Annotated in this window: 18 protein-coding genes; 12 read left to right on the plus strand and 6 right to left on the minus strand. The window is 58.8% G+C overall.

Annotated elements, in window-relative coordinates; all coding sequences use genetic code 11:
• Positions 1-9: 9 nt before the first annotated feature.
• From ACQR35_RS03070 to hemL, 4 genes are read left to right on the plus strand one after another with little or no spacing between them, the layout of a single operon-like run.
• Positions 10-906, plus strand: coding sequence for a uroporphyrinogen-III synthase (locus tag ACQR35_RS03070; protein WP_430269162.1), 897 nt, complete (start codon positions 10-12; stop codon positions 904-906).
• On the plus strand, positions 903-1883 hold the full coding sequence (gene hemB, locus ACQR35_RS03075; protein ID WP_430269163.1) for a porphobilinogen synthase: 981 nt from the start codon (positions 903-905) through the stop codon (positions 1881-1883). The genes ACQR35_RS03070 and hemB overlap by 4 nt, the downstream gene beginning before the upstream one ends.
• Positions 1883-2959 (plus strand): LLM class flavin-dependent oxidoreductase, encoded by a 1077-nt coding sequence (locus ACQR35_RS03080; RefSeq protein ID WP_430266549.1) that lies wholly within the window; start codon positions 1883-1885, stop codon positions 2957-2959. The genes hemB and ACQR35_RS03080 overlap by 1 nt, the downstream gene beginning before the upstream one ends.
• An 11-nt stretch (positions 2960-2970) precedes the next feature.
• Positions 2971-4302 carry a glutamate-1-semialdehyde 2,1-aminomutase gene (gene hemL / locus ACQR35_RS03085; RefSeq protein ID WP_430266550.1) on the plus strand — a complete coding sequence of 444 codons (1332 nt, stop codon included), beginning with the start codon at positions 2971-2973 and terminating at the stop codon, positions 4300-4302.
• Positions 4303-4399: 97 nt separating this feature from the next.
• Here hemL and ACQR35_RS03090 read toward each other — a convergent pair whose 3' ends face one another.
• The 4 genes from ACQR35_RS03090 to ACQR35_RS03105 form a co-directional block, all read right to left on the minus strand.
• Positions 4400-5059: a methionine ABC transporter permease gene (locus ACQR35_RS03090; protein ID WP_430266551.1), complete on the minus strand. Its 660-nt coding sequence runs from the start codon at positions 5057-5059 to the stop codon at positions 4400-4402.
• Positions 5056-6138, minus strand: coding sequence for a methionine ABC transporter ATP-binding protein (locus ACQR35_RS03095; protein WP_430269164.1), 1083 nt, complete (start codon positions 6136-6138; stop codon positions 5056-5058). Before ACQR35_RS03095 ends, ACQR35_RS03090 begins: the two co-directional genes overlap by 4 nt.
• A gap of 99 nt (positions 6139-6237) precedes the next feature.
• Positions 6238-7233, minus strand: coding sequence for a MetQ/NlpA family ABC transporter substrate-binding protein (locus ACQR35_RS03100; RefSeq protein ID WP_430266553.1), 996 nt, complete (start codon positions 7231-7233; stop codon positions 6238-6240).
• Positions 7234-7433: 200 nt separating this feature from the next.
• On the minus strand, positions 7434-8147 hold the full coding sequence (locus tag ACQR35_RS03105; RefSeq protein ID WP_430266554.1) for a 3'-5' exonuclease: 714 nt from the start codon (positions 8145-8147) through the stop codon (positions 7434-7436).
• A 137-nt stretch (positions 8148-8284) separates the two neighbouring features.
• On the opposite strand from ACQR35_RS03105, the gene ACQR35_RS03110 reads away from it, so the two are divergent.
• The 3 genes from ACQR35_RS03110 to ACQR35_RS03120 are packed head-to-tail and all read left to right on the plus strand — an operon-like array spanning position 8285 to position 15473.
• Positions 8285-8695 carry an MGMT family protein gene (locus ACQR35_RS03110; RefSeq protein ID WP_430269165.1) on the plus strand — a complete coding sequence of 137 codons (411 nt, stop codon included), beginning with the start codon at positions 8285-8287 and terminating at the stop codon, positions 8693-8695.
• A 2-nt stretch (positions 8696-8697) separates the two neighbouring features.
• Complete coding sequence (locus ACQR35_RS03115; protein WP_430266556.1) at positions 8698-12057, plus strand: ATP-dependent helicase; 3360 nt, start codon at positions 8698-8700, stop codon at positions 12055-12057.
• Positions 12054-15473: an ATP-dependent helicase gene (locus ACQR35_RS03120; protein WP_430269166.1), complete on the plus strand. Its 3420-nt coding sequence runs from the start codon at positions 12054-12056 to the stop codon at positions 15471-15473. Before ACQR35_RS03115 ends, ACQR35_RS03120 begins: the two co-directional genes overlap by 4 nt.
• A 36-nt stretch (positions 15474-15509) precedes the next feature.
• Here the strand turns inward: ACQR35_RS03120 and ACQR35_RS03125 are convergent, their stop codons facing one another.
• Positions 15510-16751, minus strand: a complete 1242-nt coding sequence (locus ACQR35_RS03125) for a phosphotransferase (protein WP_430266558.1) — start codon at positions 16749-16751, stop codon at positions 15510-15512.
• 89 nt (positions 16752-16840) lie between these two features.
• On the opposite strand from ACQR35_RS03125, the gene nudC reads away from it, so the two are divergent.
• The 3 genes from nudC (at position 16841) to ACQR35_RS03140 (ending at position 20623) form a co-directional block, all read left to right on the plus strand.
• Positions 16841-17839, plus strand: coding sequence for an NAD(+) diphosphatase (nudC, locus tag ACQR35_RS03130; RefSeq protein ID WP_430266559.1), 999 nt, complete (start codon positions 16841-16843; stop codon positions 17837-17839).
• A gap of 61 nt (positions 17840-17900) precedes the next feature.
• Positions 17901-20042 carry an ATP-dependent DNA helicase UvrD2 gene (locus tag ACQR35_RS03135; protein ID WP_430266560.1) on the plus strand — a complete coding sequence of 714 codons (2142 nt, stop codon included), beginning with the start codon at positions 17901-17903 and terminating at the stop codon, positions 20040-20042.
• Positions 20043-20083: 41 nt separating this feature from the next.
• Positions 20084-20623: a M48 metallopeptidase family protein gene (locus ACQR35_RS03140; protein WP_430266561.1), complete on the plus strand. Its 540-nt coding sequence runs from the start codon at positions 20084-20086 to the stop codon at positions 20621-20623.
• A 48-nt stretch (positions 20624-20671) separates the two neighbouring features.
• On the opposite strand, the gene ACQR35_RS03145 is transcribed toward ACQR35_RS03140, so the two are convergent.
• Complete coding sequence (locus ACQR35_RS03145; RefSeq protein WP_430269249.1) at positions 20672-22060, minus strand: zinc-dependent metalloprotease; 1389 nt, start codon at positions 22058-22060, stop codon at positions 20672-20674.
• A gap of 300 nt (positions 22061-22360) precedes the next feature.
• Here ACQR35_RS03145 and ACQR35_RS03150 point away from each other — a divergent pair, with 300 nt between their 5' ends.
• Positions 22361-23470: a YlbL family protein gene (locus ACQR35_RS03150; protein WP_430266562.1), complete on the plus strand. Its 1110-nt coding sequence runs from the start codon at positions 22361-22363 to the stop codon at positions 23468-23470.
• Between the two features lie 118 nt (positions 23471-23588).
• Positions 23589-26618: a UPF0182 family protein gene (locus ACQR35_RS03155; RefSeq protein ID WP_430269167.1), complete on the plus strand. Its 3030-nt coding sequence runs from the start codon at positions 23589-23591 to the stop codon at positions 26616-26618.
• The last annotated feature ends 70 nt before the right edge of the window (positions 26619-26688 follow it).

Consider the following 26688-nt stretch of genomic DNA (forward strand, 5'->3'; position numbering starts at 1 on the left):
GCGGAGGTCATGCCACTCAATGGCTACAGGGTTCTGATCACCCGAAGCCCAGACAGGGCTGGGGCACTGTGTTCGGCGCTCAAGCACGCTGGTGCTGAACCGTGGCTATTGCCGTTGATTGATTTTGAACGCGCCAGCGATCAGCACTCGATCGAACTGTGCCTGGATGCCATGGTGGCTGGCGGTTTCGATTGGCTGGTGGTCAGCAGCATCACCACGGTGCGGGCACTCAAAGAAGCGGCTGCAGAACGTGGAACCACTCTCGCTGCTTTGGTTCCCGAACGGACCAAGGTGGCAACGATCGGCCCGTCTTCCCGAGCGATTCTGGAAGCCGAAGGGCTCACAGTGCATTTGGCACCGACCGGTGTGCAATCGGCTGAAGGTCTGCTCGACGTTTGGCCGGCAGGGGAGTGCTCAGTGTTGCTGCCCCAAGCCGATATTGCAGCGGAGGCTCTCTGCGACGGACTTCGTGCTGCAGGGGCAGAGGTACGGACTGTGACCGCCTACCATACGGTGGACTACCCTGCCCGGCCCGAGCACCGCCTCACGCAAGAGCTTGAGCCCGGGCTGGGCACCGAATCAGCAACGGTGGCAGGTGGTGACACAACCGCCTGGGCTGGCGAACTCGACGGCCCCGCCGCCGTGGCACGACTGAATGCCGGTGGGCTGGACGCCGTCGTCGCCGCTTCACCGAGTGCAGCGCGCCGGATCCATACAACCCTAGGTGACCTGGGACCTGCAGCGTTTATCGCCATCGGTGAATCCACAGCGGCCCAAGCCCGTACGCTCGGCATCGACGTGGCAGCCACCGCAGCCACACCAACGCCGCAAGGAATTGTTCAAGCCTGCATGGCAGCCCTGGCCGGGGCAAACCACGGCAGCAACAGCAGGAAGGTAACACCATGAGTTTCCCCCACCACCGTCCCCGGCGGCTCCGCACCACACCCGCCATGCGCAGGCTCACCGCCGAATACCGGCTTGACCCGGCCGAGCTGATCCTGCCGATGTTTATCAGCGAGGGCATTGCAGAACCTCGCCCCATCTCCTCCATGCCCGGTGTAGTCCAGCACACCTCGGACAGTCTCAAGCGCGCAGCGCACGAGGCAGTTAAAGCCGGGATCGGTGGCCTGATGCTCTTTGGTATCCCTGAGACCCGGGACGCACGCGGCACAGCCTCCCTCGACGAGAACGGCGTCCTCAACAAAGCAATCCGTGAGCTCAAAGCCGAGCTGGGATCCGACACCGTGTTGATGAGCGATCTGTGCCTCGATGAATTCACCGACCACGGCCACTGCGGTGTCCTGGACGCCAACGGCTACGTGGACAACGATGCCACCTTGGAAATCTACGGCCAGATGGCAGTGGCACAAGCAAGCGCCGGGGCAGATGTTGTGGCGCCGTCCGGAATGATGGACGGACAAATCGCGGTCATTCGCCAGAGCCTCGAAGAAGAAGGTTTCGGCAACACTGCGGTCCTCGCCTACGCTGCTAAGTACGCCTCGGCGTTTTACGGCCCCTTCCGTGAAGCAGTGGATTCGCAACTCAAAGGCGACCGGCGTACCTACCAAATGGATGCTTCCAACCGCCGCGAAGCACTTCTGGAAGTTGAACTGGACCTCGAAGAAGGTGCAGACATGGTGATGGTCAAGCCTGCCATGAGCTACCTCGACATCTTGGCTGACGTCGCTGCCATGAGCCCGGTCCCCGTGGCCGCCTACCAAATCTCGGGCGAATACGCGATGATCGAGGCGGCAGCAGCCAACGGGTGGATCGATAGGCGTTCAGCCATCACCGAGTCCGTCCTTGGAATCAAACGCGCTGGCGCCAACATGGTCCTGACTTACTGGGCCACGGAACTCGCCGGCTGGCTCAAGGAGCAATAATGAGTGACCCCCAGATCCTGCTCGGCCTCAACACCTTCGGGGACGTTGACCTTGATGCGGATGGGCAAGCTAAATCCCATGCCGTGGTGCTCCGCCAAATCTTGGAGCAAGCAGAACTAGCTGATTCGGTGGGACTGCACGCCTTCGGCGTTGGCGAACATCACAGGCGGGACTTCGCGGTCTCCGCCCCGGAAGTGTTCCTTGCTGCTGCAGCGGCACGGACCAAAAACATCCTCCTCGGTTCAGCCGTAACCGTGCTCAGCTCCGATGACCCAATCCGGGTTTTCCAGCGCTTTGCTACGGTGGATGCCCTGTCCAACGGACGCGCCGAGGTCATGCTGGGCCGCGGCTCCTTTGTTGAGTCCTTCCCACTTTTTGGTCTAGACCTTGCTGACTATGAGGTCCTGTTCGAAGAAAAGCTAGAACTCTTTGACAAGGTCCGCTCACAGAAACCAGTCAATTGGGACGGGCGTACCCGGCCAGGTATTCACGGCCTGAGCGTCTACCCGCGCCTTGAAGGGCACCTTTTGCCCACCTGGATTGGTGTTGGTGGCACCCCGGAATCCGTACTGCGTTGCGCCGAATATGGGTACCCCATTATCTTCGCCATCATTGGTGGGGAACCGCGCGCCTTCGCTCCGCTGGTAGACCTGTACCGTGAGGCTCTAGCCAAGTACGGGCACCAACCTCAACAAATCGCCACCCACTCTCCGGGCTTCGTGGCAGCCACTGATCAGGAAGCGCGGGACACCCTGTTCCCGCATTGGATCACATACCGCAACAGGCTAGGTGCCGAACGCGGTTGGGGACCCGGAAGTCGGGCTGAATTTGACGCCATGTGTGAGCCGGAAGGCGCACTGTATGTGGGCTCCCCGGAGACAGTGGCACAGAAGATTGCGCTACTCAAGCGGAATCTCGGCGTCGACCGTTTTGACCTCAAGTACGGCAACGGAACTTTGCCCCACGAGGCCATGATGGAATGCATCCGCCTCTACGGCGCTGAGGTCAAACCTCGCGTTGCAGAACTTTTGGCCGGCACCGCCACCGCCGCCACAAACACCGCCACCGCAGAATGAGAACAGGACAGATGACTTCCAACACCCCGGCCTCGGACCAACTCTTCGAACGCGCACGGAACCTGATGCCAGGCGGCGTCAATTCCCCAGTGCGCGCCTTCGGTTCGGTTGGTGGAACACCACGTTTTATGGTCTCAGCCAAGGGTGCCCACTTGCAGGACGCTGATGGCCGGGATTACGTGGACCTCGTTTGCTCGTGGGGACCGGCGCTGCTGGGTCACGGTCACCCCGCCGTGTTGGACGCCGTCCACGCAGCGGTAGACAAGGGTCTAAGCTTCGGTGCGTCCACCCCGGACGAGGGTCGCCTAGCCGAGCTGGTTACGGAACGAGTCTCCGGCGTCGAACGTTTGCGTATGGTCTCTACTGGCACCGAAGCCACCATGACAGCCGTACGTTTGGCACGCGGGTTCACTGGCCGTGACCTGATCATCAAGTTCGCTGGTTGCTACCACGGTCACTTAGACGGATTACTGGCTGCGGCTGGCTCAGGTCTTGCCACCTTGGCCCTGCCCGGCTCCGCTGGAGTTACGGCCGCAACCGCCGCTGAAACCTTGGTGCTTCCCTACAACGACCTTGCAGCAGTGGAGGCGGCATTCGCGGCCCACCCAGGACGCATCGCGGCGGTTATCACCGAGGCCGCACCAGCGAACATGGGCGTTGTTACACCGGGCGAAGGATTTAACGCTGGCCTGCGCCGCATCACCGCCGAACACGGTGCACTGCTGATCCTCGATGAGGTGCTCACCGGATTCCGCACCGGCTATGCAGGCTACTGGGGCCTCACCGGTGGTGCCGCCGACGCCACCGAAGCATGGACCCCTGACTTGTTCACCTTCGGAAAAGTTATTGGTGGCGGCCTGCCCACAGCTGCCCTAGGAGGCCGTGCTGAAGTGATGGACTACTTGGCCCCCGTGGGCCCGGTTTACCAGGCCGGAACACTGTCCGGGAACCCGGTGGCCATGGCCGCCGGCGTGGCCACCCTAGAAAACGCGACGCCGGAGGTGTACAGCTTTGTGGATGCCCGCTCCCTTGAGCTGCAAGCAGCCCTGAGTGCCGCGCTCAGTGCAGAGGGCGTGGACCACTCCATCCAGACGGCGGGGAACTTGTTCTCTGTTGCCTTTGGAACCGCCGCGAACGGCGTCCACAACTACGCTGACGCACAGGCTCAAGAGTCCTTCCGCTACGCACCGTTCTTCCACTCGATGCTGGACTCGGGCGTGTACCTGCCCCCGTCCGTTTTTGAAGCATGGTTCTTGTCAGCAGCCCATGATGACGCAGCCATGGAACGTATCTTCCAAGCCCTTCCAGCGGCCGCCCGGGCAGCTGCTGCGGCCACTGCGTAAGTAGCCTTCAGAGCCTGAGCTAACTAAAAAGCCTCGCCCTCCAGAGTGACTGGAGGGCGAGGCTTTTTGTGTGCTCCTGGTGGTTTGCGGTGTTTGCCTAGCGGCGCATCACTTTGCGGGCCAGCAGGTTGCCCAAGAGCTGAGCCAACTGCACAATCACCACAATCACCACAACGGCCAGCAAGGTCACCGCGTAGTTGAACTGCTGGTAACCATAGGTAATGGCAAGGTCACCTAGACCACCACCACCGATGTAACCGGCCACTGCAGACATGTCCACAACACCAATAAAGATGAAGGTGTAACCCAGGATCAGTGGGCCCAGAGCTTCGGGGAGAACTACCCCAAAAAGGATCCGAGAACGGCTGGCGCCCATGGACCGGGCAGCTTCTACCACTCCGGGGTCAACCGAAACCAGGTTTTGCTCCACAATGCGGCCCATCACCACGGCTGCCATAAGGGTCATCGGGAAAATGGCGGCTTCAGTACCGATGGACTTGCCGATGATTGCCAAGGGGAGGGGCTGAACTAGGGAAATGAAGATGATAAACGGGATGGGACGCACCACGTTGATCACAAAGTTCAAGACGTTGAAGACGGCCGGGTTATGCAGGATGTTGCCTGGCCGGGTGGCGTACAAGAGCACACCAATAACCAAGCCGATGATGCCACCAATAACCATGGTGACAGCCACCATGTAGAGCGTCTGCTGAACACTGCTCGCCAGCTGCGGGCCGATGATGCTCCAGTCGATCATAGTTGCGCCTCATTCCCGTTCGAAGCTGGCCATTCTTCAACGGCAGTCACCGTCTTCAGCTTTGCGATCAGCGCCGTTACCGAGGCGTCCGGGCCACTCAAAACGTAAGTCAGGGAACCGTAGGGGCGCTGAGCAATTTCAGTGATGGAGCCGTAAACAACGGCACTGTGAACGTCCGGTTGAGTGCGGAAGATTTCCGAGATGTCTCGCTGCTGGGTGCCGTTGCCTGCCGCGGCGTCCTCGGAAACTGTCACAGTGACAATGGTTCCCGAATGCGCTTGCTGCAAACGTCGGACAGTGTCCGCCGAGGGCTTGTCCTGGATTGTCGAGTTGATAAAGCGCTTAGTGGCGTCTTCTTGCGCGAAGGCAAAGACGTTGTACACGGGGCCAGCTTCAAGGAGCTTTCCCTTTTCCATCACGGCAACCTGATCACAAATGGAACGGACCACGTGCATTTCGTGAGTGATCACCACAATGGTGGTTCCCAACTCGCGGTTGACCTTTTTGAGCAGGTTCAGTACTTCCGAGGTGGTTTCCGGGTCTAGAGCGCTGGTTGCTTCATCAGCCAAAAGGATCTTGGGTGAGGTGGCCAGTGCGCGGGCAATACCTACACGCTGCTTTTGGCCACCAGAAAGCTGGCTTGGGTATTGGCGAGCTTTCTCAGCTATGCCCACAAATTCGAGCAGTTCTTTGACTCGTGCTTCGCGCTTTTCCTTGGGCCAACCGGCTACCCGCAAAGGATATTCAACGTTTTTGGCCACGGACCGTGAGTTGAACAAGTTGAACTGCTGGAAGATCATACCGATCTGTGACCGGAGCTCCCGCAGCTGTTTTTGGTTCAAGGTGGTGAGGTCTTTGCCGTCAACCACTACGGAACCTGAGGTGGGCAATTCAAGGGCGTTGATCAAACGTACCAGGGTGCTTTTACCGGCACCCGAGTATCCGATGACGCCGGTAATGGAATCTTCTTCAATGTCCAAAGTGACGGAGTCAACGGCGTTAACCAGGTTCCCCTTGGCCTTGCCGAAGCCCGCAAAGGCTTTGGACGCATTATTGAACGAAACGATGCTGCTCAACACGGTCCTCCTAACTTCAAGTGATGTGCCATGAGTGACACCGAAAACGGCATTGACGCCGACCGCCCTAAGGCGATCGGCGTCAACGGCTAAAGCCAGGTATTACTTGGCAGACTGGACGTTCTCCTGGATGGTCTTCAACGCGGCCTGAAGGTCAGCTGCACTGTTGTCCTTGAACACACCGTTGGTGCCGAGGTCCTTCTTGACTGCTGCTTCAACCTCAGGATCGTGGTAAAGGGCTGCGATCTTCAGCAGGGTTGCGTTGTTTTTGTCCTCATCGCGAGCCACAAAACCGTTGATGTACGGCTTGGTGGATTCGGCGTTGGGGTCATCCTTGGCGATGATCAGGTCATCGCCAAGCTTGGCAGCGGTGGCGTAGTTGTTGTTGACGATTGCTGCTGCAACGCTGCCCAAGTTCTGTGCGGTGAGCTTGGCGTCTACCGGAACTACCTTGACCTTGGATGCTGCGGTGTCGATGTTGGCAGGAGTAGAAGCGGAGTTCGCGCCACCCTTGACCTTGATCAAACCGGCCTGCTCGAGGACGATGATTGAACGAGCCTGGTTGGTGGGATCGTTAGGGATAGCAACTTCGGAGCCAGCCGGGATCTCATCTGCGCTCTTGTACTTCTTGGAGTACAGCGGCAGCGGGTAAACAGCTGTGGCGCCAATCGGCTGCAGGTTCTTGCCGTTCTTGACGTTGTAGTTGGCCAAGTACTGCAAGTGCTGGAATTCGTTCAAGTCCAGCTGCTTCTCATCCAAAGCCGGGTTGGGCTGGTTGTAGTCAGAGAAGTTCTGGAACGTGACGTCAACGCCGGCCTTTTCCTTAACTACCTTCTTGTAAACCTGCCAGTATGGCTCTGCACCATCGGCAACACCGATCTTCACGGTCTTGATGTCAGTAGGCAACGGGCCACTTGCGGTGGATGCGCCACCGCACGCAGACAGGGACAACACAAGAGTTGCGGCCACGGCGGCTGTTTTGAGCCATGCAGAAGTCAGTTTCATAAAAAGTACTTTCTCGATGATGCGGTCTTGGATGCGTGTAGCATCTGCGGGCCCAGTGATGTGTGGTCCCGAAATCGAATTTAAGTATGGCACGCAGTAACTTTGCCCGACTTAGTGATGTCATATTCGGACATGTGGCTGTTTAGCAGAATAAAGTTCTCGTCATTGCCGCAAAAATGCCGTCAGTTAAGAAACGACGGCGGATTCTCGCCGTCGTTATGACGCGGACAGTCACCTGAACAAAAGGTGAACGTGACGCAGATCGCACATCGGCCAGCTGCGGCTATAAGCCCCTAAAACTCGCCACGACTATTGTCCTCGGGTGGAAGTACCGGCCAGTCACCTTCGATAACAGCCGTAGGTTTGGTTCGACGCAAGTACTGCTGGAAATCCGCTGCCTGTGCTGAGGCCCACTCAATCTGCAAATTGTGCAACGCTTCAGCCGGCATTTTAAGTTTGGGGAACTTCAGCACCATGGCATCCAACATTCGCGAGGTAGCCAGTGCATCCGCCGCGGAGGTGTGGGCGTTCTCTAGAGATATTCCGTATTCCTCGCACAATGCTGTGAGTGTGCGCTTGCCCTTGCGGTACCGGTCCACCTGCTTATTCATAATAAAAGGGTCCAGCACCGGAAAACGCCTGACTTGTGCGATACCGTGGCGGGCGCATTCAGCGGCAAGAACCGTGAAATCATAGTTGGCGTTAAAAGCAATAACTGGGACACCAACTAAGAACAAGTCCTCGAGCGTTTTGGCAAGCTCAGCCACCACAGTTTTAGCGTCTTGGCCGTTGGCGCGTGCGTGTTCGGTGGTGATTCCATGGATTTGGGCAGCTTCCTCAGGGATGTCCACCCCTGGATTGGCTAACCATTCATGCTCGGCGGTGACGTTTCCAGCACCGTCCACCACAACCACCGAGGCCGTGACAATACGAACGGCACGGGAATTACGGCCGGTGGTTTCGACGTCGAACGCTGCTCGGGGCTGATCATGCCAACTGCTACTCATAAAGCCAACGCTACCGTCCAGCTCTGACATTTTCTGATGCACCGGCTCTAGACGTAGCTCGCGGACTGGTTTCCAACCGTATAACCCGAGCTCGGAACCGGTAGGCGCTCTCCGTTGGTGCCCGATAGGCTGGGGCGATGCGTGAGGACTTTGTGGATGCTGTATTGACCATTGCGGCAATGGTTCCGGCCGGTTCCGCGGTGGCCTATAGCGACATTTCGGACCTGCTCCAGTCAGCAGGTCCACGGCAGGTCGGCTCGGTCATGTCCCACTACGGCAGCTCTGTTCCTTGGTGGCGCGTTTTGCGAGCCAGCGGTGAAGCGCCGCAAGGACACGAATCCCAAGCCTTGGCCCACTACCTAGCTGAGGGAACACCGCTCCGCGGAGACTTTGACAACTATCTTCGAACCGGCGAGGGGCGATGGAAAGTTGATTTCCGGACTGCCCGCTGGGCTCCTACAGAGGAAAATTTCGCCGCGGTGGACCAACTCGCGGAAGCCCTGCGTTCCAGAACAGCAAAATTGTCACAGGCGGATGGTGAACTGTGAACATGGCAAGTTCAACGGGTTCCTCCACATATGCGCCGCTGCGTCTAGTTCCACCCGTACGCGGCTTGCGGACTGGCCCGGCACTGTCCGCTCAACAAGCCGAGGTCCTCAGTCACGGAGAGGGAAGCGGGCCCATCATTCTTAGCGGCGCACCAGGCACCGGTAAGTCCACAACGCTTATTGAAGCAGCCGTTAATCGTGTGGAGAAGCACGGTATTGACCCCGAACGGGTCCTATTTCTGGCGCCGAGCCGTGCTGCCGCAGCGGAGCTTCGTGATCGATTCACTGCACGCCTAGACCGGACACTGAGCACCACGCCAGCCAAAACCTGGTCTGCGTATGCTTTTGACCTGATCCGGCGCGCACGCGCCGAGGGGTTCACCTCCTTGCGAGGTGTGCCGCGACTGTTAGCTGGCGCCGAGCAGGACCTTATTATCAAACAATTACTGGAGCTGCACAGCAGTGAAGGAAGAGATCTGCCCTGGCCCGATGACCTGCAAGCTGCCCTACCCACGCGCGGCTTTCGCCAAGAAATTCGGCAGCTCTTTGACCGCATTATTGAATCCGGTCGCGGGGCAGATGACCTCGCGGCGCTCAGCACGAGACTGAACCGGCCCGAGTGGCATGCAGCGGCCAACCTATATGCCGAGTATCGGGACGTGATGGATCTTGGTGCTGATGCCGCCTTTGATCCGGCAGGAATCATCACCACAGCGCGCAATATTTTCCAAGACTCTCCTGAGTTTTTGCGCCTTGAACGGGATCGGCTCCAGCTGATTTTGGTTGACGACATTCAAGAGGCGAATCCGGCTATATACGAACTTCTGGCAGATGTGGCGGAAGGCAAGGACTGCATTGTTACCGCCTGCCCAGACACAGTGGCCCAAGGGTTCCGCGGGGCGCGGCCAGACCTCGTCGCCGAACTACCGCAGCTCTTGCGCGGCACACCTGTACGTGGCGTGGGGGCTAGCTTGCCCGGGGCCTCGGACGAGGGCGTCAAGAAACTGAGTCTGAGCCGTTCACACCGAATGACTCCACCGCTGGCCGCAGCCTGGACTTCCGTGGCAGAGCGAATCTCCACCCGGGCCGGTGGGGGAGCTGCACGAACGCTCACTGCCGTTGCGGGGATCTCTGAAGCGGAGCAGAACAGCTCGGTCCATCAAAACAGCTCTGTGCATCAGAACAGCTCTGTGGAGGCCCACCTCTTGGCCTCACCAGTGCACGAACTGCGGTACCTCACACAGCGGATTCTTCACGCGAAGCTGCGGGACAATATCGCTTTCGAGGACATTGCCGTGATTGTCCGTAACGGTGCCCAAGTGGTTCAAACCCAGCGCTTTCTCCAAGCTCAAGGGATCACCTGCGCAGTCCCGGTAGCTGACACTGCGGTCCGTGACGAGATCGCCGTACGCCCACTTCTGGACGTTTACCGCGTAGTGCTAGAACCAGAAATGCTCGACGCCGAACGCGCGGTCGCGCTGATCACCTCCCGAGTGGGTGGCAGTAATGCGATGGAGCTGAGGCGATTGCGCCAAAGCCTCCGGCGAGAAGAACTCTCTGGCGGTTCCGGGCGCGCCAGTGACGAGCTCTTAGTCGAAGCACTGGGTAATCCTCGGGCTCTACAGACCCTTGGCATCGAAGCCCGGGGCGCTCGCCGGATCGCCGCCATGATTGAAGCCGGCCGGGCAGCGATGGCCGTCCAAGGAGCCAATGCTGAGACGGTCCTATGGGCAATCTGGGATACAGCCGGACTCGCCAAACGCTGGCGCGAGGCTGCCCTCGCAGGAGGAGCCGCAGGGGAACGGGCAGACCGGGATCTGGACGCCATCATGGCCCTGTTCCACGCCGCTGAACGCTATGTAGATCAGGTTCCAGGTTCTGGCCCTGCCCAGTTCTTTGACTACCTGATGAACCAAGAAATACCGATGGATACCTTGGCGGCACGAGCCCAACAGGGAAGTGCTGTGCAGATCATGACACCGGCCAGCGCAGCGGGCAAAGAGTGGGAGATGGTGCTGATCCCAGGATTGCAAGAAGGTGTGTGGCCCAATACCAAGCTTCGTGGCGAGTTGCTAGGCAGCAGTCTCTTTGCGGACGCCGTGGAACACGGGGTGGACTATGCACTCCAGCAGGGGCCCGTGAGTCGCCTTCGCGAAGTTCGTTACGACGAGCTACGAATGTTTTCACTCGCTGTGAGCCGCGCCCAGCGGATTCTGATTTGCACAGCAGTGGCGAGTGAAGACGAACAGCCCTCACAATTTTTGGATTACGTTGCGCCGCTTTCGGTGGATCATCCTGGACGCTCGCTGACCAGAGTAGAGCGGCCACTAACTCTGCGGGCCCTCGTGGCTGAATTACGGGCGGCCACCATAACGGAGACGGCTATAACGACAGATGCAGCGACAGAGACGGCAGCCGGCGCAGCCGGCGTTCCCTGGTCCCCTGACGCTCACGAGGCAGCTCGAGTGCTTGCAGTCTTGGCGTCCGCCCAACCGCCAGTTCCCGGTGCTGCGCCGCAAGACTGGTGGGGCTTGGCGCCCTTGAGCTCAACGGCTCCGATTGTGGGCCCTGAACTTCCTGTGGCAGTTTCGCCGTCAAAAATTGAGGCAGTCCACAAGTCACCTCTGGACTGGTTTGTGCAAGCAGCAGGCGGCGAAGCAGCGACTGACTTCGCACGCAGCCTGGGTACCTTGGTGCACTCCATTGCCCAAGACATGCCAGCAGCAAGTGGCAACGAATACATTCAGGAGCTAGTCCGAAGATGGCCCACCTTGGGGATGAAGGACAACTGGGAGGGACGGCTGGATTTCAAACGAGCCGAAGGCATGGTCAAACACCTCGCCTCCTACGTGATCCTGATGCGTTCTCAGAACCGCGAGCTCGTGGCCACTGAGCATGATTTCCAAGTGGAGTTCCCGGCCCCAGGTACCGCGCGCGACGCCGTGTTGCGTGGACAAGTGGACCGCCTGGAGATGGACGCAGATGGGCGGCTTTACGTGGTTGACCTTAAGACGGGCCGCCGAAAACCGACCAAAGCTGAGCTCGCCCGGCACGCCCAACTAGGTGTTTACCAAGCAGCCGTTGAAAACGGTGCCTTTGCCGAGCTAGCGGAGGGAAGTAGCGGTGGTGCCGCGTTGGTCCAATTGGGTTCAGAAACGGCCTCGGTTGGCGTTCAGGAACAACCAGCCCTTGAAAAAGACGAATCGTGGGCTCAGGAACTCATCCTAGAAGCTGCTGAATTAATGGGCTCCGCATCTTTCCAAGCCCGGCACGATCCCACCAAAGGAAGCTACGGCGGTCATGGTTGCCGGCTTCCAGAAGTTTGTCCCCTCTGCGCTAGGGGAAGGCAGGTCACTGAATGAGTCAGGAATTACCCGTGAGGTTCTCACCCGAGGAATTGGCCTCGCTATTGGGCGAATCCCATGCTCCCACCGCTGAGCAATCAGCCATTATCTCCGCTCCTCTGGAACCGATGCTGGTGATCGCCGGTGCCGGTTCAGGTAAAACTGCAACCATGTCAGACCGGGTGGTGTGGCTGGTAGCCAACGGTTGGGTGCGGCCGGAAGAAATTTTGGGTGTGACATTTACTCGCAAGGCCGCAGGTGAACTCGCCTCGCGTATTAGAAGCAAACTTGCAGCCTTGGCCAAAATTGCCGCTGCTGACACCAAACATGCCGTTTTCCCGGCGGGCCTTTTGGACCCCGATGCCTTGGAACCCAAGGTGTCGACGTATCACTCATACGCCTCCTCGATCGTCTCGGACCACGGCCTTCGCCTGGGTATCGAACGGGACGTGACCCTCTTGGGCGGTGCCCGGATGTGGCAGATGGCAAACGAAATTGTGGAATCTTTCGACGGCGAATACGAGCACCTGAGCGCTGCCAAATCCACGCTAGTTAAAGCAGTTGTTCAACTCTCAGGCGAGTGCTCCGAGCACTTGCGGCCCGCCACAGAAGTTCAAGAGTGGCTCGCGGAACGGCTTGCTACCTACAGTGAGCTTCCCCTCGTTTCCAAGGGAGCCCGGGGTCCAGAGAAAGCAGCCAAGGACCTCGAGCGTCTGCTCAAAACAAGGATCACCGTTGCTGAGCTTGTTGAACGCTACGAACAAGCCAAACGTCGCCGTTCAGTCCTAGACTTCGGGGACTTGGTTGAACTTGCAGCACGTATTTCCAATGAAATTCCTGAGGCAGCACGGATGGAGCGTGAGCGCAGCAAAGTTGTCCTCCTGGACGAATTTCAGGACACCTCGCACGCACAGATGGTGCTGTTCTCGCGGCTATTCGGCGACGGGCACCCGGTCACAGCGGTAGGGGACCCCAATCAATCCATCTACGGCTTTCGCGGTGCCTCAGCAGGGCAATTGTTCCACTTCTCCACAGAGTTCCCTAGGGTGTTCCCCGACGGCAACCGTGCACCAGCGAAGACTGCTTTCCTCACCACCGCATGGCGTAACGGCCACAACGTGCTGGCCATGGCAAATACCATCGCAGCGCCCTTGAACAAGGCGGCAGTGAGTGTCACCGGTGGTGTACCTTCACTCACGGCTTCACCAACTGCCAAACAGGGCCGCGTTGTTATGTCCAGGTTCAACACTGACGTGGACGAATCATTGGCCATTACCGAGGCCATTATGCGTTTACGTCGACCAGGCGGGTTACGTGAGCCGGGTGTGGCCGGGGGCCGCTCCGGACCGCCGATTATGGCCGTTCTATGCCGCCGTCGGGCTCAAATGGAAGGCATTCGTCAACAATTCGAGCGTTACGGTGTTCCCTACGAGATTGTTGGTCTCGGTGGTTTGATGGACACCCCAGAAATTGTGGACATGGTTGCCACACTCCACGTTTTAGCGGATCCGGGCCGATCAGATTCCTTGATGCGGTTACTCGCTGGAGCGCGCTGGCGTCTGGGCACCGCAGACTTGATGGCATTCAACGACTGGTCTCGCTTTTTGGCCAAGCGCCGTGCCCAAGCCATTGAGCGCAGAGAATCTCTGGATCTCAACACACCTGAGGAGCTCGAGAGCGAGGACGCTAGCGCCCCAGTGATCGCGGCGGACCTTAGCGATTCAGCAAGCCTGATTGAAGCGCTGGACTGGTTGCCGCAGCCAGGCTGGGTCTCCGGTCACCAACGCTCCCTCACCGCTGAAGGGCTGGAGCGTCTTCAACGGTTATCGGCGGAGCTGCGTACCTTGCGTACTTTCTTGGGTGATGACTTGATCTCCCTACTCGGTGAAGTCGAACGCACCATGCTTTTGGATATTGAGGTGGCAGCAAAACCTGGGGTGAGTATCCATCAAGCGCGTAGAAATCTTGATGCTTTTCAGGATGCGGCGGCGGGCTTTATGCAAACGGCTGAACGGGTTGACCTGGCGACTTTTTTGGCGTGGCTCGAAGCGGCTCAAGATGAAGAAAACGGCCTGGCCATGGCACAAGCCGAGGTTAATCCGGAAGCCGTTCAACTCCTCACCGTCCACGCTTCCAAGGGGCTCGAATGGGATGCGGTGTTTGTTCCGGGTCTAAATGCAGGCAGCTTTCCGAGCGACAAAATCTCACGATGGAGCAGCGGCAGTGCGGCGCTCCCGTGGCCTTTACGTGGGGACGCCAACGATCTACCTCAATGGGACACGGATCAGCCGGACAAAAAAGGTTGGCTGGAATCCGAGAAAACCTTCTCCGATGAGGTGGGCGCGCACGCCGAACTTGAAGAACGGAGACTTGCGTACGTTGCCTACACAAGGGCCAAGGACTTCTTGTGGCTCTCGAGCGCGGCCTGGGTGGGAACTCGCAGTAAACCCAGTGAACCGTCACCCTTCCTGAGCGAATTGTGGCAGCTAGCTGTGCCGGGGCAATCGCTGATCGAAATCCACGCCGAAAGTGTTGAAGCTGAGGCCATCACAGAGACGAACCCGCACACCGCCGAGATCCAAAGTGCCAACTGGCCCTACGATCCGCTAGAGGGGCCCCTCGACGCTGTGACCGGTGAACGTTTGAGTCTCAAACCAGGCCGACGCGCGGCAATGGAACGTGCCGCTGTTGAGGTCAACGCTTGGCTAGAAAGGGGGACGGAGACCGGGGATATTGCGGCGGGGCTGAGCCTCAAAGCGTCTGGATGGGCCGAAGAGGCAAAGCTACTCTTGGCTGCTCGCGAGCAGTTGAGGCCAAACAACGAAGTCCGTCTGCCGCAGCACATTTCCGCGTCCACTCTGACGGAACTGCGCAAGGATCCGGTTGGTGTTGTGACCCAATTGCGCCGACCGATCCCGCGGCAACCGGGAATGGCCGCCCGTAAGGGGACGGCTTTCCACTTGTGGGTGGAGGAGTTCTTTGGTTCGGCCGGAATGCTGGACTTTGAAGATCTCGCTGGCACTAATAGCGATCCGGCAGACGTCTACCAACTTGAAGAGCTTGTAGAGACTTTTAAACGCTCCGAATGGGCCAGCCGCATTCCCGCGTTTGTTGAAGCTGCCGTGGAAACGCGCGTAGGTGACGTTGTGGTTCGTGGCCGCATTGACGCCATTTTCCAAGACGCTGACGGTGGCTGGGAACTTGTGGACTGGAAAACCGGCCACAAACCCTCCGCCAAGGATCTGGAAGTGCGCGCCGTGCAGTTGGCCGTGTACCGGCTAGCCTGGGCACGGCTCAAAAACGTTCCCTTGGCGAAGGTGCGCGCTGCGTTCTACTACGTTGCGGACGACGCGGTGGTGCGGCCCATGGACCTTGCAGAGGAAGCCGAACTGGAAGCTATTGTGGCAGCCGCCTACGCTGAACAGCCGGTTTGAACAGTCGGTCAGCGCGATCACCGACAAACCGAGCCGCTAGGAGCGCTTGGGGGCCTCGATGATGGAAATCGCAGCCGTTTCGGTGCTGTCGTGGTGCGCAGCCTCCGGTTCCGTGGTTTCCTCGGAATCCGAGTCCTGCTCGCTGCTCTCTACTTCAACGGGAATTGGCGCTACCGACACAGCAGCTGCAGCACCTGCCGATACGGCAACCGTAGCTGCCGCTGGCGACTCAGCGACCGGCGGCTCTGCGGCCGGGGACGGCACAGCAGCGGCAGTCTCCGTCTCCAAGGCGGTTTCGGGTTCGGGCTCGTGGGCAGCGAGTTCTTGCAACCGCGCCTCTAGACGAGCTTCTTCCTCAACACGTTGTTCTTCTTCGATGTCTGCAGCCAAGGAGGCAAGCATGTCCTCGGCCTCGGCAATCATTTGTGGATCTTCACTCGCAAGCGCCTTGACCAAGTACTGGGCCAGGGCAAACTCAGCGGACAGGGCTGCGCGGCGCAGTAATTGTGTGTCCGGCTGGTCCCGGCGGGAGGCGGCGTAGTGGCGCAAAACGGAATCCACAAAGCTCTGATCTTGAGCGGCCACCAACCACGCCAAGTCATCGGCGGGATCGCCAATGCGGAGGTCAGTCCATCCGGTCACGGCCATCACGCGGGTTCCTTCAACCAGGATGTTGTCTTCGTGGAGGTCGCCATGAACCACACACGGGTTAAAGCGCCACAAAGTGACATCCTCAAGCGCGTTCTCCCAGCGGCGCAACAGAACGCTCTGAATTTTGCCGGTGGTGGCGGCTTGATCCAATTCGTTGAGGCGGCGCTGACGGAATTGTTCGGCGGAATAATGCGGCAGGTCTGCGTTGTCCACCAAAGAGTGAGGTAGATCGTGGATCGCGGCCAACGTAGTGGCCAGATCAGCGGCCATGGCGTCCCCTGCGGCGGCCATCTCATCCACCGGCACGCTATACCCGGCCAAGTGCGAGTACACAAAGGTGGTGAGCGCACCTTGTCGCACGGTGCCGGCCACGGTGGGCATCAAAAACGGAAGTTCGGCACGCACAGCGGGGGCGAAGGCACGGAGCACCAATAGCTCAGTTTCAAGACGGGTGCTGGCCTCGGGGTGCTTAGGGGAGCGCACACGCCAGCGCTTGTCTTCATTGTCCAGCAGGAGTGCCGAATCGAAGTCGGCGGCGTCGTCTGCGGAGGCGGCTACTGCCTTGGGAGCCAGGCCGGGTACGGCGGCGGTTGCAATGGCGGCCAGTTCAATGGGGGATCTTCTCACGCCTTCCACCGTAGATTGCCGGGGCGCGCTCTGTTTCGAGGCTCTCCGGCGAGTCGCCAATACCGTGTACAAGTCAGTACGGTAGAAGCATGAGTATTGTCGCGTCACGCACCCATGCAGCCGACCGCCTCACCTCCACCGTCTTGCCTCACATTGAAGCATCGATCGATCGAGATGCTACTGAGCGGATGCGCCCTGAGAAATTGTCGGAGCTTTTGGTTGAGCCGGGCACCAAAGCCATGCTGCTGTCCCAGCGTCAGGCACTTTTGACCGCTGACGACGACGGAGGCTTGCTTCTGCTGGACGTCGGTACTGTGCTCGAGCACATTCCAGAGCAAGACAAGCTGCAGTTCGTCTACTTGGGACGAACTGTCAGTTCCGAAAGCGCTCCGGTGGGGACCGCCGTCGTACTGGTGGTTTTGCCTGAACCCTTAGAACCGGGGACTGCTGGCATCAGCACCACCGCTGTGTGGCATAGTTTCCGTGAGTGTGCAGCCTGGTTAAACGCCACTGACACGGCACTGTTTATCGAGGCCAGCGCCATTTCAAACTGGCATTCCTCGCACCCCTATTGCCCGCGGTGTGGAGCAGCTACCAACGTGGAACAGTCCGGTTGGGTGCGCCGCTGCCCGCGCGATGATTCAGAGCATTACCCGCGCACTGACCCGGCGATCATTGTGACAATTGTTGGCCCGGATGATCGCGTGCTCCTAGGCGGCGGTGGTGCTCAGCACAGCAAAATGCACTCCACATTCGCCGGTTTTGTTGAGCCAGGTGAATCACTAGAACAAGCTGTTGCCCGGGAAATGGCTGAAGAAGTCAGCGTGGACATAACAGATGTGCAGTATCTCGGATCGCAGCCTTGGCCCTTCCCAGCAAGCCTGATGCTCGGGTTCACAGCAAGCACCACCACCGTTGACCCCAAACCCGACGGCGTTGAGGTCACCCGGGCGCGTTGGTTCACTCGTGCGGAATTGCAGGAAGCGGTGTTGAGCGGGGAGATTGTTATTCCGTCCAGAATTTCGATTTCCAGGGCGTTGATTGAGCACTGGTACGGCGGAAAAATTGAAGAGCCTCAACCGGCCTAAACTTGAAGGTCCAACAATCACCAAAGACCCAGAACAACTGCAGCAATCTAGAACGGCGCCCTTGACTACACCAGCATTTGACGACTCACTCTCCCTCGAGGAACGGATCCTGGGCGGGCTGGATGCCGAACAACGCGAGGTGGCCACCGCCTTGACCGGTCCCTTGTGTGTTCTGGCAGGTGCTGGTACAGGAAAAACCCGGGCCATTACCCACCGGATCGCTTATGGTGTCCACACAGGCGTCTACCAGCCTCAGCGGCTCTTGGCCGTGACCTTCACGGCCCGGGCCGCAGCGGAAATGCGCAGCCGGTTGCGCGACCTTGGTGTGGGGAACGTCCAAGCGAGGACCTTCCACGCAGCTGCATTGCGGCAATTGCAGTTCTTCTGGCCCCAAGCCATTGGCGGCGAATTGCCGGCACTGGTTGACCACAAAGCGCAGCTGATCACCGAGTCAGCGCGCCGGCTCCGCCTCTCAACGGACCGTGCCACCGTGCGCGACTTAGCCTCTGAAATTGAGTGGGCCAAAGTATCGATGCTCACCCCGGGCAATTACGCAGATCGTGCTGCGGACCGGGGAGAACCTGGCGGTTTTGATATCCGCACCGTCTCGAGGGTTTTTCAGGCCTATGAAGACCTCAAAACTGACCGAAATCTGATCGACTTTGAAGACGTTCTACTGATCACAGTGGGCATCTTGCAAGAGGATCAGAAGGTAGCGGCCACGGTTCGTGAACAGTACCGGCACTTTGTTGTGGACGAATACCAAGACGTTTCGCCGCTGCAACAAAAGCTCCTCGATTTGTGGCTAGGCGGCAGGCAAGAGCTGTGTGTTGTGGGGGACTCGAGCCAGACTATTTACTCCTTCACGGGCGCCACCTCACGCCACCTCTTGGAATTTCCCAAGACGTTCCCTGACGCCAAAGTGGTCCAGTTGGTCCGCGATTACCGGTCCACCCCGCAAGTGGTGAAGCTGGCCAACGAACTCCTCGCTGCTCGCCCCAGCGGTGGCCCCACAGCTGACGCTGCTTGGGCTAAACCCTTGCAGTTGAAAGCCCAACGTCCGCAAGGACCCGGGCCAGTCTTTACCGAATGCCCGGATGACGAAGCTGAAGCAGCCATGGCTGCGGCCAAGATCAAAGAACTGATGACAGCAGGGACCAAACCCAGCGAGATTGCAATCCTCTTCCGTACCAACGGCCAATCCGAAGCTTACGAACAAGCCCTGGCTTCGGCCGGAATCGGCTACCAGCTCCGTGGTGGAGAGCGGTTCTTTGCTCGCAGGGAAGTGCGTGATGCCATCCTGCAATTGCGGGCAGCATCGCGGGCTGTGGAAGAAGACGCCGCTCTCCAGCTTGGCCAAATAGTGCGTGACGTTCTCAGCAGCCTCGGCTACGCGGACAAAGCTCCAGCCTCCGGCGGTGCCACCCGGGAGCGCTGGGAATCCCTTGCCGCTTTGGTGTCTTTGGCTGATGAACTCAGTGCCAATCGTGGCCCTGAGTTTGGCTTGATGGCTTTTGTGGCTGAGCTTCAAGACCGATCCGTCTCCCAACATGCCCCCACCGTTCAAGGCGTGACTTTGGCTTCACTGCACGCGGCCAAGGGGCTGGAATGGGACGCAGTATTTTTGGTGGGATTGAGCGAGGGGCTGATGCCCATCTCCTTCGCCGATTCTGCAGCGTCAGTGGATGAGGAACGGCGTTTGCTGTATGTAGGCATCACACGTGCTCGAGAATTCTTGTCGCTGTCATGGTCCACAGCCCGAACACCCGGCGGACGAGCCAACCGTAAACCATCCCGCTTTTTGGACGGCTTGCGTCCCGGCTCAGTGACCACCTCCACGGTGCGTGGAAGCAAAGTATCCATGCGGCGCAAAGCTGCAGTTCCGGCGTCGTGCAAGGTCTGCGGAAGTATGCTCACCACAGGCGCTGAACGGAAAGTGGGCCGCTGTTCAAACTGCCCGCCTAGCTACGAAGAACACACCTTTGAAGCGTTGCGTGAATGGCGCCGAGGAGTGGCCTCCGAATCTGACGTTCCGGCGTACGTGGTGTTCACTGATGCAACGTTGACGGCAATTGCTGAGGCACGTCCGCTCACTATGGAACAGCTCGCTCCCGTGGCCGGGGTGGGGCCCTCCAAGCTCGAACGCTACGGGGAAGCGGTGCTCGCTGTGCTTGCACGGTCGGTGGCGGGGCCGGCGGCGTGAAAGGTTTGGGCCGGCGCCGTTCGGCGCAACCTCAGCAGCTGGTGACTGACTTCAGCGGCGTTACCGTGGAGGTCCGCCGGTCAACCCGGCGCCAGCGTACCGTCTCTGCATTTTGGGAGCAGGGAACGGCTGTGGTGGCTATTCCGGCGCACTTTACACCAGCTCAAGAGGCCGACTGGGTGCAAAAAATGGTGCCCAAGTTGCAACAGCGCGGGCAAGGACGTGGTGCAGGCGCCAAGCGTTCTCCGCGGAGCGACGATGAGTTGATGCAACGCGCCACGGAGCTGTCCAGACAGTATTTGGGGGCTAAGGCTGTGCCCTCGAGCGTGCGGTGGGTGAGTAATCAGAATTCGCGTTGGGGTTCGGCAACACCGGCGGACGGCAGTATTCGTCTGTCAGACAAGTTGCAACCCATGCCAGGCTGGGTACAGGACTACGTGATGGTGCACGAGCTGGCACATTTATTGGTGTCTTCGCACGGGCCTGTTTTTTGGCGGTTGGTGGACGCTTACCCGCATACCGAGCGAGCTAAAGCATTCCTCGAGGGTGTTGCCTTTGCCCAATCGCGGCTGCCCGCCTGACTGACATTTGTGGTTGTTCTCAGCGCTGAGAACAACCACAAATGCGAACTACTTTGGGGATGAATCCGGCGCCGGTTCGTCACCAGAGTCTGGCTCGTCAAAGCCGCCGGCAAGCAACTTCTCCAGCGCGTCGTCGACTTCGCTATCAGACGCTTCGGCCAGTGTGCGTCGAGCGGCAAAACCTGTGGGATCATCAAGGTCCTCGGCAGTCGGCAGCAAATCTGGGTGTTTCCAAATAGCGTCGCGGCCTTCCACGCCGCGTTCGTCCTTGAGCGAAGACCACAAGGCGGCAGCCTCGCGCAGTCGCCGCGGACGGAGTTCAAGGCCCACGAGCGAAGCAAAAGCGTGCTCGGCCGGACCACCCGTTGCCCGGCGACGACGAGCCGTCTCGCGCAGGGCCGCAGCGGAAGGCAACACATTGTGGGTTGCGGCAGCGGTGAGCTCGTCCACCCAACCCTCAACCAGCGCCAAAGCGGTTTCGAGCTTAGCGAGGGCTTGTTCCTGCGCAGGCGTTCGCTGCGGCATAAAGACGCCTTGCGAGAGCGCTTCTTGGATGCCTTCAGGATTCGAAGGATCAAGCTCGCGGGCTAGCTCTTCGATGCGTGAAGTGTCGATGTGGATGCCGCGTGCGTATTCCTCAATGGCACCCAGCAAATGGCCGCGCAACCACGGGACGTGCACAAACAGGCGGGCGTGTGCGGCTTCTCGAACCGCCAAGAATAAACGAATGTCGCCTTCAGGCAGCTCCAAGCCCTCACCAAATTTGGTCACGTTGGCCGGGAGTAGAGCCATTTCTAGGTCAGCCAGGGGGACACCAACGTCCGTTGAGCTCACAACTTCGGTGGAGAGCGCACCAATGGCTTGGCCCAACTGCATACCAAAAATGGCACCGCCCATGTTGTTCAGCATCGAGGATGCCCCGCCCATGGCGGACTTCATGTGTTCCGGCATCTGCTCGGTCATCGCGTTGGAGAGAGCGTTGGCAATGCTGTTAGCTACCGGTTCGGTGAGGCGCTTCCACGTCCCCATGGTCTCTTCCACCCACTCAGCGCGGGACCATGCTCGCCCAATCAGACCCGTTGACGGAAGGTCGGTGACGGCATCAAGCCAAAGCTCGGCAAGGCGCAGTGCCTCGTCCACCTCTCGGCTTTGCAGGCTAGTGACCGAAGGATCCGAAGTGCCAGCGGCCGCGCGTCGAGCATTTTCATGGGCGAGCGTCCAGTTCACTGGCCCTTCGGCCGGTGCGCTCATCATGGCCTGCACCTGCGCGAACATCTGCTGCAGCAGGGCAGGGTCATTGGGGAGGCCCGTTGCTTTGGCAATTTCGGCAGCGTCCAACCCGTTCATGCCTTGACCGCCTAAAAGATTCGCCAGCATTTCAGCAAGCGGGTCTTGGGGTTCGTCACCATTTGAAGGGGTGTTGGGATTCGAGGTCATGGCTCCGCCGATCTGTTTTCGAGCTGCTTCGACCTTCACCGTACTCCGGCGCACTGCTGCGTGTCTGCCAGCGAGCGGCCGGTTTCGCTATAGGCAAATATGCTGGGCTCCAGACTGTGAATGTCCATGGAATATGCCGTGAGCTGGCCTGTGTGAAGTCACCGGCGGCCCAACAATTCATGAGCACCGCGTAATCTGTTCACAACACTCCTCGCGTCCGGGTACACCTCTATGATCCGCAGCGGTCAGCAGCGGGGCAGGTAAAAACACAGAGTTAAAGTTTCGCCAGGGAAAGGCCCCATGACACAGCTGAGTAATCACCTTGATGCTCCGGACGCCAACAATGCTCCGTACACCAAGCGGGACCGCAGGTTTACGGCCATGTTGGTGACCGGCGCAGTGGCGGTTGTGTTGGGCATCGTCGCGGCAGTGGTACCAGTGCCTTACGTGGTGGAATCGCCAGGCCCCACCTTTAATACCCTCGGTAAAGATGGCACCAAATCGGTCATTTCAGTCACCGGTCACGAGTCTTACCCCACCTCTGGAAACCTCAACCTGACCACCGTCTACGTCAGCGGCGGCCCCAACGGTCCGGTATCGATCTTGGAAGCCTTGCAAGCTTGGTTGGATCCAGCCAAAGCTGTGTACCCGCAGGAAATGATCTACCCCTCCGGCGTCACGAAAGAGCAGTCGGACCAAGAAAGTGCCGTGGCCATGTCCACCTCACAAGAAAATGCGACGGCGGCCGCACTCTCTGAGCTGGCGATCACCTATAAGCAAAACTTGATTGTTGCTGGGTTCTCGGAAAACTCGCCTTCGCAATCAAAACTGGCGGTGGGGGATCAACTGCTCAGCGTTGACGGTCACAACGTGACCACCCTGAAAGTTGTGCAAGACGCGCTGGCAGCCGGCGCCGGAATGCCAGCAACCGTCGTCGTACTTCGCGGCGGAAAAAATGTCACAGCTCAAGTGACGCCAACCCGCAATTCTGAGGGCCGCTACCTGCTGGGCATTGGGCTTGAGTACAAGTTCACGTTCCCCTTTGACGTGAAGTTCAGTCTGGACCAGGTCGGTGGGCCAAGCGCCGGAATGATGTTTGCGCTTGGCCTGATTGACACCATCACCCCGGGCGAGCTGACTGGCGGGAAATTCGTCGCCGGCACCGGAACCATCACCCCGGACGGCAAAGTGGGCGCGATCGGCGGAATTGCCCAGAAGATGCACGGCGCTCGCGACCAAGGCGCAACGCTGTTTTTGGCACCGGCAGCAAACTGCAATGACGTTGTGGGGCACGTCCCGGATGGGCTCCAAGTGGTCAAGGTCGAGACCTTGGCTGAGGCGCGGGACGCAGTTCGACTTGCTGGAGAAGGTAAGGACACTTCCGCTTTGCCAAGTTGCTCAGCGAACTAGACTGACGGTGTGGGAACTTAGCGGGCTCTTGGCTCGTGCCATAAGTACCCGAATTATCATCACCGCTTGTTGCGCGCGGCCGCGCGCAAGGCACTCACATCACTAAGAGGTAGCTAGCTTGTCTAGAGACGCCAGCCCCGCAGGTCCCGCATATCAACGCGCGCGAAGGGGGGCTCTAGTTCCCACCCTCATTGTTGTTGCGGTGCTGGTAGTGGCATTTATCTTCTTCGCCAATATCTGGACTGACGTTTTGTGGTATCAGCAATTGGGATTCATTTCCGTATTTTTGACCGAGAATATCTCCCGCATCCTGACCTTCTTGGTGGGGTTCGCGCTGATGTTCTTGGCAGTGTTTTTCTCGATCCGCATTGCTTACCGGTCACGCCCGGTCTACGCGCCTGATTCGAGCATTCAGGACAATCTGAACCGCTACCAGGCACAGCTGGAACCCATCCGCCGGGCAGTGATGATTGGTGTTCCTGCACTCTTTGGACTGTTTGCCGGTAGTGCTGCAGCGGCTCAATGGCAGCGCGTTTTGATGTTTATCAACCAAGTTCCCTTTGGTCAGCAAGATCCGCAGTTCCACTTGGATATTAGTTTTTACCTCATGACACTGCCGTTCTTGGGCTTTTTAGTGGGTTTTTTGATCAGCGTTGTGGTCATCTCCACGATTGCCGGACTCCTGACGCACTACTTGTATGGCGCGATTCGCCTGCAAGAACGCGGCATTTTCACCAGCCGCACAGCACAGATTCACCTGTCCGTTGCCGGTGCGCTCTTTTTGTTGTTGCTCGCCGCGAATTTCTGGCTGGACCGTTATAGTGCAGTCCTTAATGCCAACCCGGGCCGTTGGGCTGGAGCCCTGTACGCGGACGTTTCGGCAGTAATCCCCACCAAGGCCATCTTGGCCATTGCCGCGGCGATTGTTGCTGTGCTCTTTATTGTGGCCGCAGTCATTGGCCGCTGGCGTTTGCCGGTGATCGGTACAGCCATGTTGATCATCACCGCAATCCTGGCCGGCGGCATCTACCCGTGGGCAATTCAGCAATTCCAGGTACGGCCCTCTGAGCGGACCTTGGAAAAGGCATATATCCAACGCAACATCGAGATGACCCGTTCGGCCTACGGCCTGGATAAGGTCTCCGTTAAGCCGTACAACGCCACCACGACGGCGACTGCCGGAGCTTTGCGCGGCGACGCCGAGACGGCTGCAAGTATCCGGCTTCTAGACCCCAACCTGATTTCTTCGGCATTTAGCCAGCTTGAGCAATACCGCCCGTACTACCAGTTCCCGCAGACGCTGAACGTTGACCGCTACAAGATCGATGGCAAGGTTCAAGACACCGTCATTGCCGTGCGTGAGCTGAACCCCAGCGGTTTGAACGCCTCACAGCAGACTTGGTACAACCAGCACATCGTCTACACCCACGGTTACGGTGTAGTGGCCGCCAAGGGCAACAAATTCACCTCAGACGGCAAGCCGGAATTTTTGCAGTATGGCATTCCTTCCACGGGTGTTTTGGGCAATGACACGAGCTACCAGCCGCGAATCTACTTTGGCGAAAACTCGCCCAGCTACTCGATTGTTGGAGCCCCTGAAGGCGCCCCGAACCGCGAGCAAGACCGGCCTGCTGGCCGCGAAGGTACTAGTGAAACCCTCAATACCTTTGATGGAAATGGTGGTCCCAACGTAGGTAACTGGTTCAACAAACTGCTTTACGCTGTGAAGTTCCAGTCCTCCGACTTGCTGCTCTCTGACGGTGTTAATGAGCAGTCGCAGATCCTGTATGACCGCACACCTCGCGAACGTGTTCAGAAGGTTGCACCGTATTTGACGATTGATGGGAATGCTTACCCGGCCGTCATTGATGGTCGTGTGAAGTGGATTGTGGACGGGTACACCACCAGCCCGTACTTCCCGTACTCCCAGCAGCAAGAGTTGGACTCCGCTACCCGCGATTCCCAGACTGCAGCCGGCCGTGTTGCGGCTCTCCCGGGTGAGTCCGTGAACTACATACGAAACTCAGTCAAGGCAACCGTTGACGCATACGATGGCTCAGTGGATTTGTATGCCTGGGATGATCAGGATCCCGTACTGAAGACGTGGCAGAAAGTTTTCCCCACCACTGTGAAGCCGTACTCGGAGATGTCTGCTGATCTAATGAGTCACGTCCGCTACCCAGAGGATCTGTTTAAGGTTCAGCGTGAGCTTTTGGGACGCTACCACGTAACGGATCCGGATAGCTTCTACACCAACAACGATGCGTGGTCCACACCGAATGATCCCACCGTCAAGGATCCAGCCAACCAGGTCAAGCAGCCGCCTTACTACATGTCACTGCAAGTGCCTGGTGAAACCGGAACAGCTTTCCGTCTCACCAGCACGTTTATCCCTCAGGTGGTTGGAGACAGCGCACGTAACGTTCTGTACGGCTTCCTCTCGGCTAATTCTGATGCCGGTTCCACCAAGGGGGTGAAGGCAGAAAGCTACGGCAAGCTGCAATTGCTGGAGCTGCCCACGGATACCCAAGTCACCGGGCCGGGCCAGGCACAAAACCGCTTTGACTCAGACCCCACCGTTTCCCAAGCCTTAAACCTTTTGCGTCAAGGCGCCTCCGAGGTGCTCAACGGAAACCTACTGACTCTGCCGGTGGGTGGTGGTTTGCTCTATGTCCAGCCGGTGTACTTGAAGTCAACAGGTAGCACCGCGTACCCCACCTTGCAGCGAGTTCTTGTTGCTTTCGGTGACAAGATTGGTTTTGCTCCGACCCTGGACGCTGCCCTAGATCAGCTCTTCGGCGGTGACTCTGGTGCAACAGCGGGGGATGCTACGAACAACGGTAAGACACCCACCGCGCCGGGGACATCAGGAACAACTACCAATCCCAACGCGGATCCCAAGGGGGATCTGAAGGCTGCTCTTGATGAAGCCAATAAGGCTATTCAGGATGGTCAAGCTGCGTTGAAGTCCGGCGACTTCGCAGCCTATGGCGAGCAGCAAAAGAAGTTGGACGCGGCGCTGAAGAAGGCCATGGACGCTGAGGCTAAGCTCGACCCAGCCGCCGCTGCAACTTCGACGGCGAGCCCTAGCGCATCACCGTCGGCCACGCCGTCGGACTCTGCGTCACCGTCACCAAGTAACAAGTAGAACAACCGCTAAAACACGCGGCACACCGGCTGGGAGACACAGATCACGTCACCAGGATTTGGCCTGAAGT

Source organism: Pseudarthrobacter sp. J1738 (assembly GCF_050490315.1).
GTDB lineage: Bacteria > Actinomycetota > Actinomycetes > Actinomycetales > Micrococcaceae > JBNPEO01.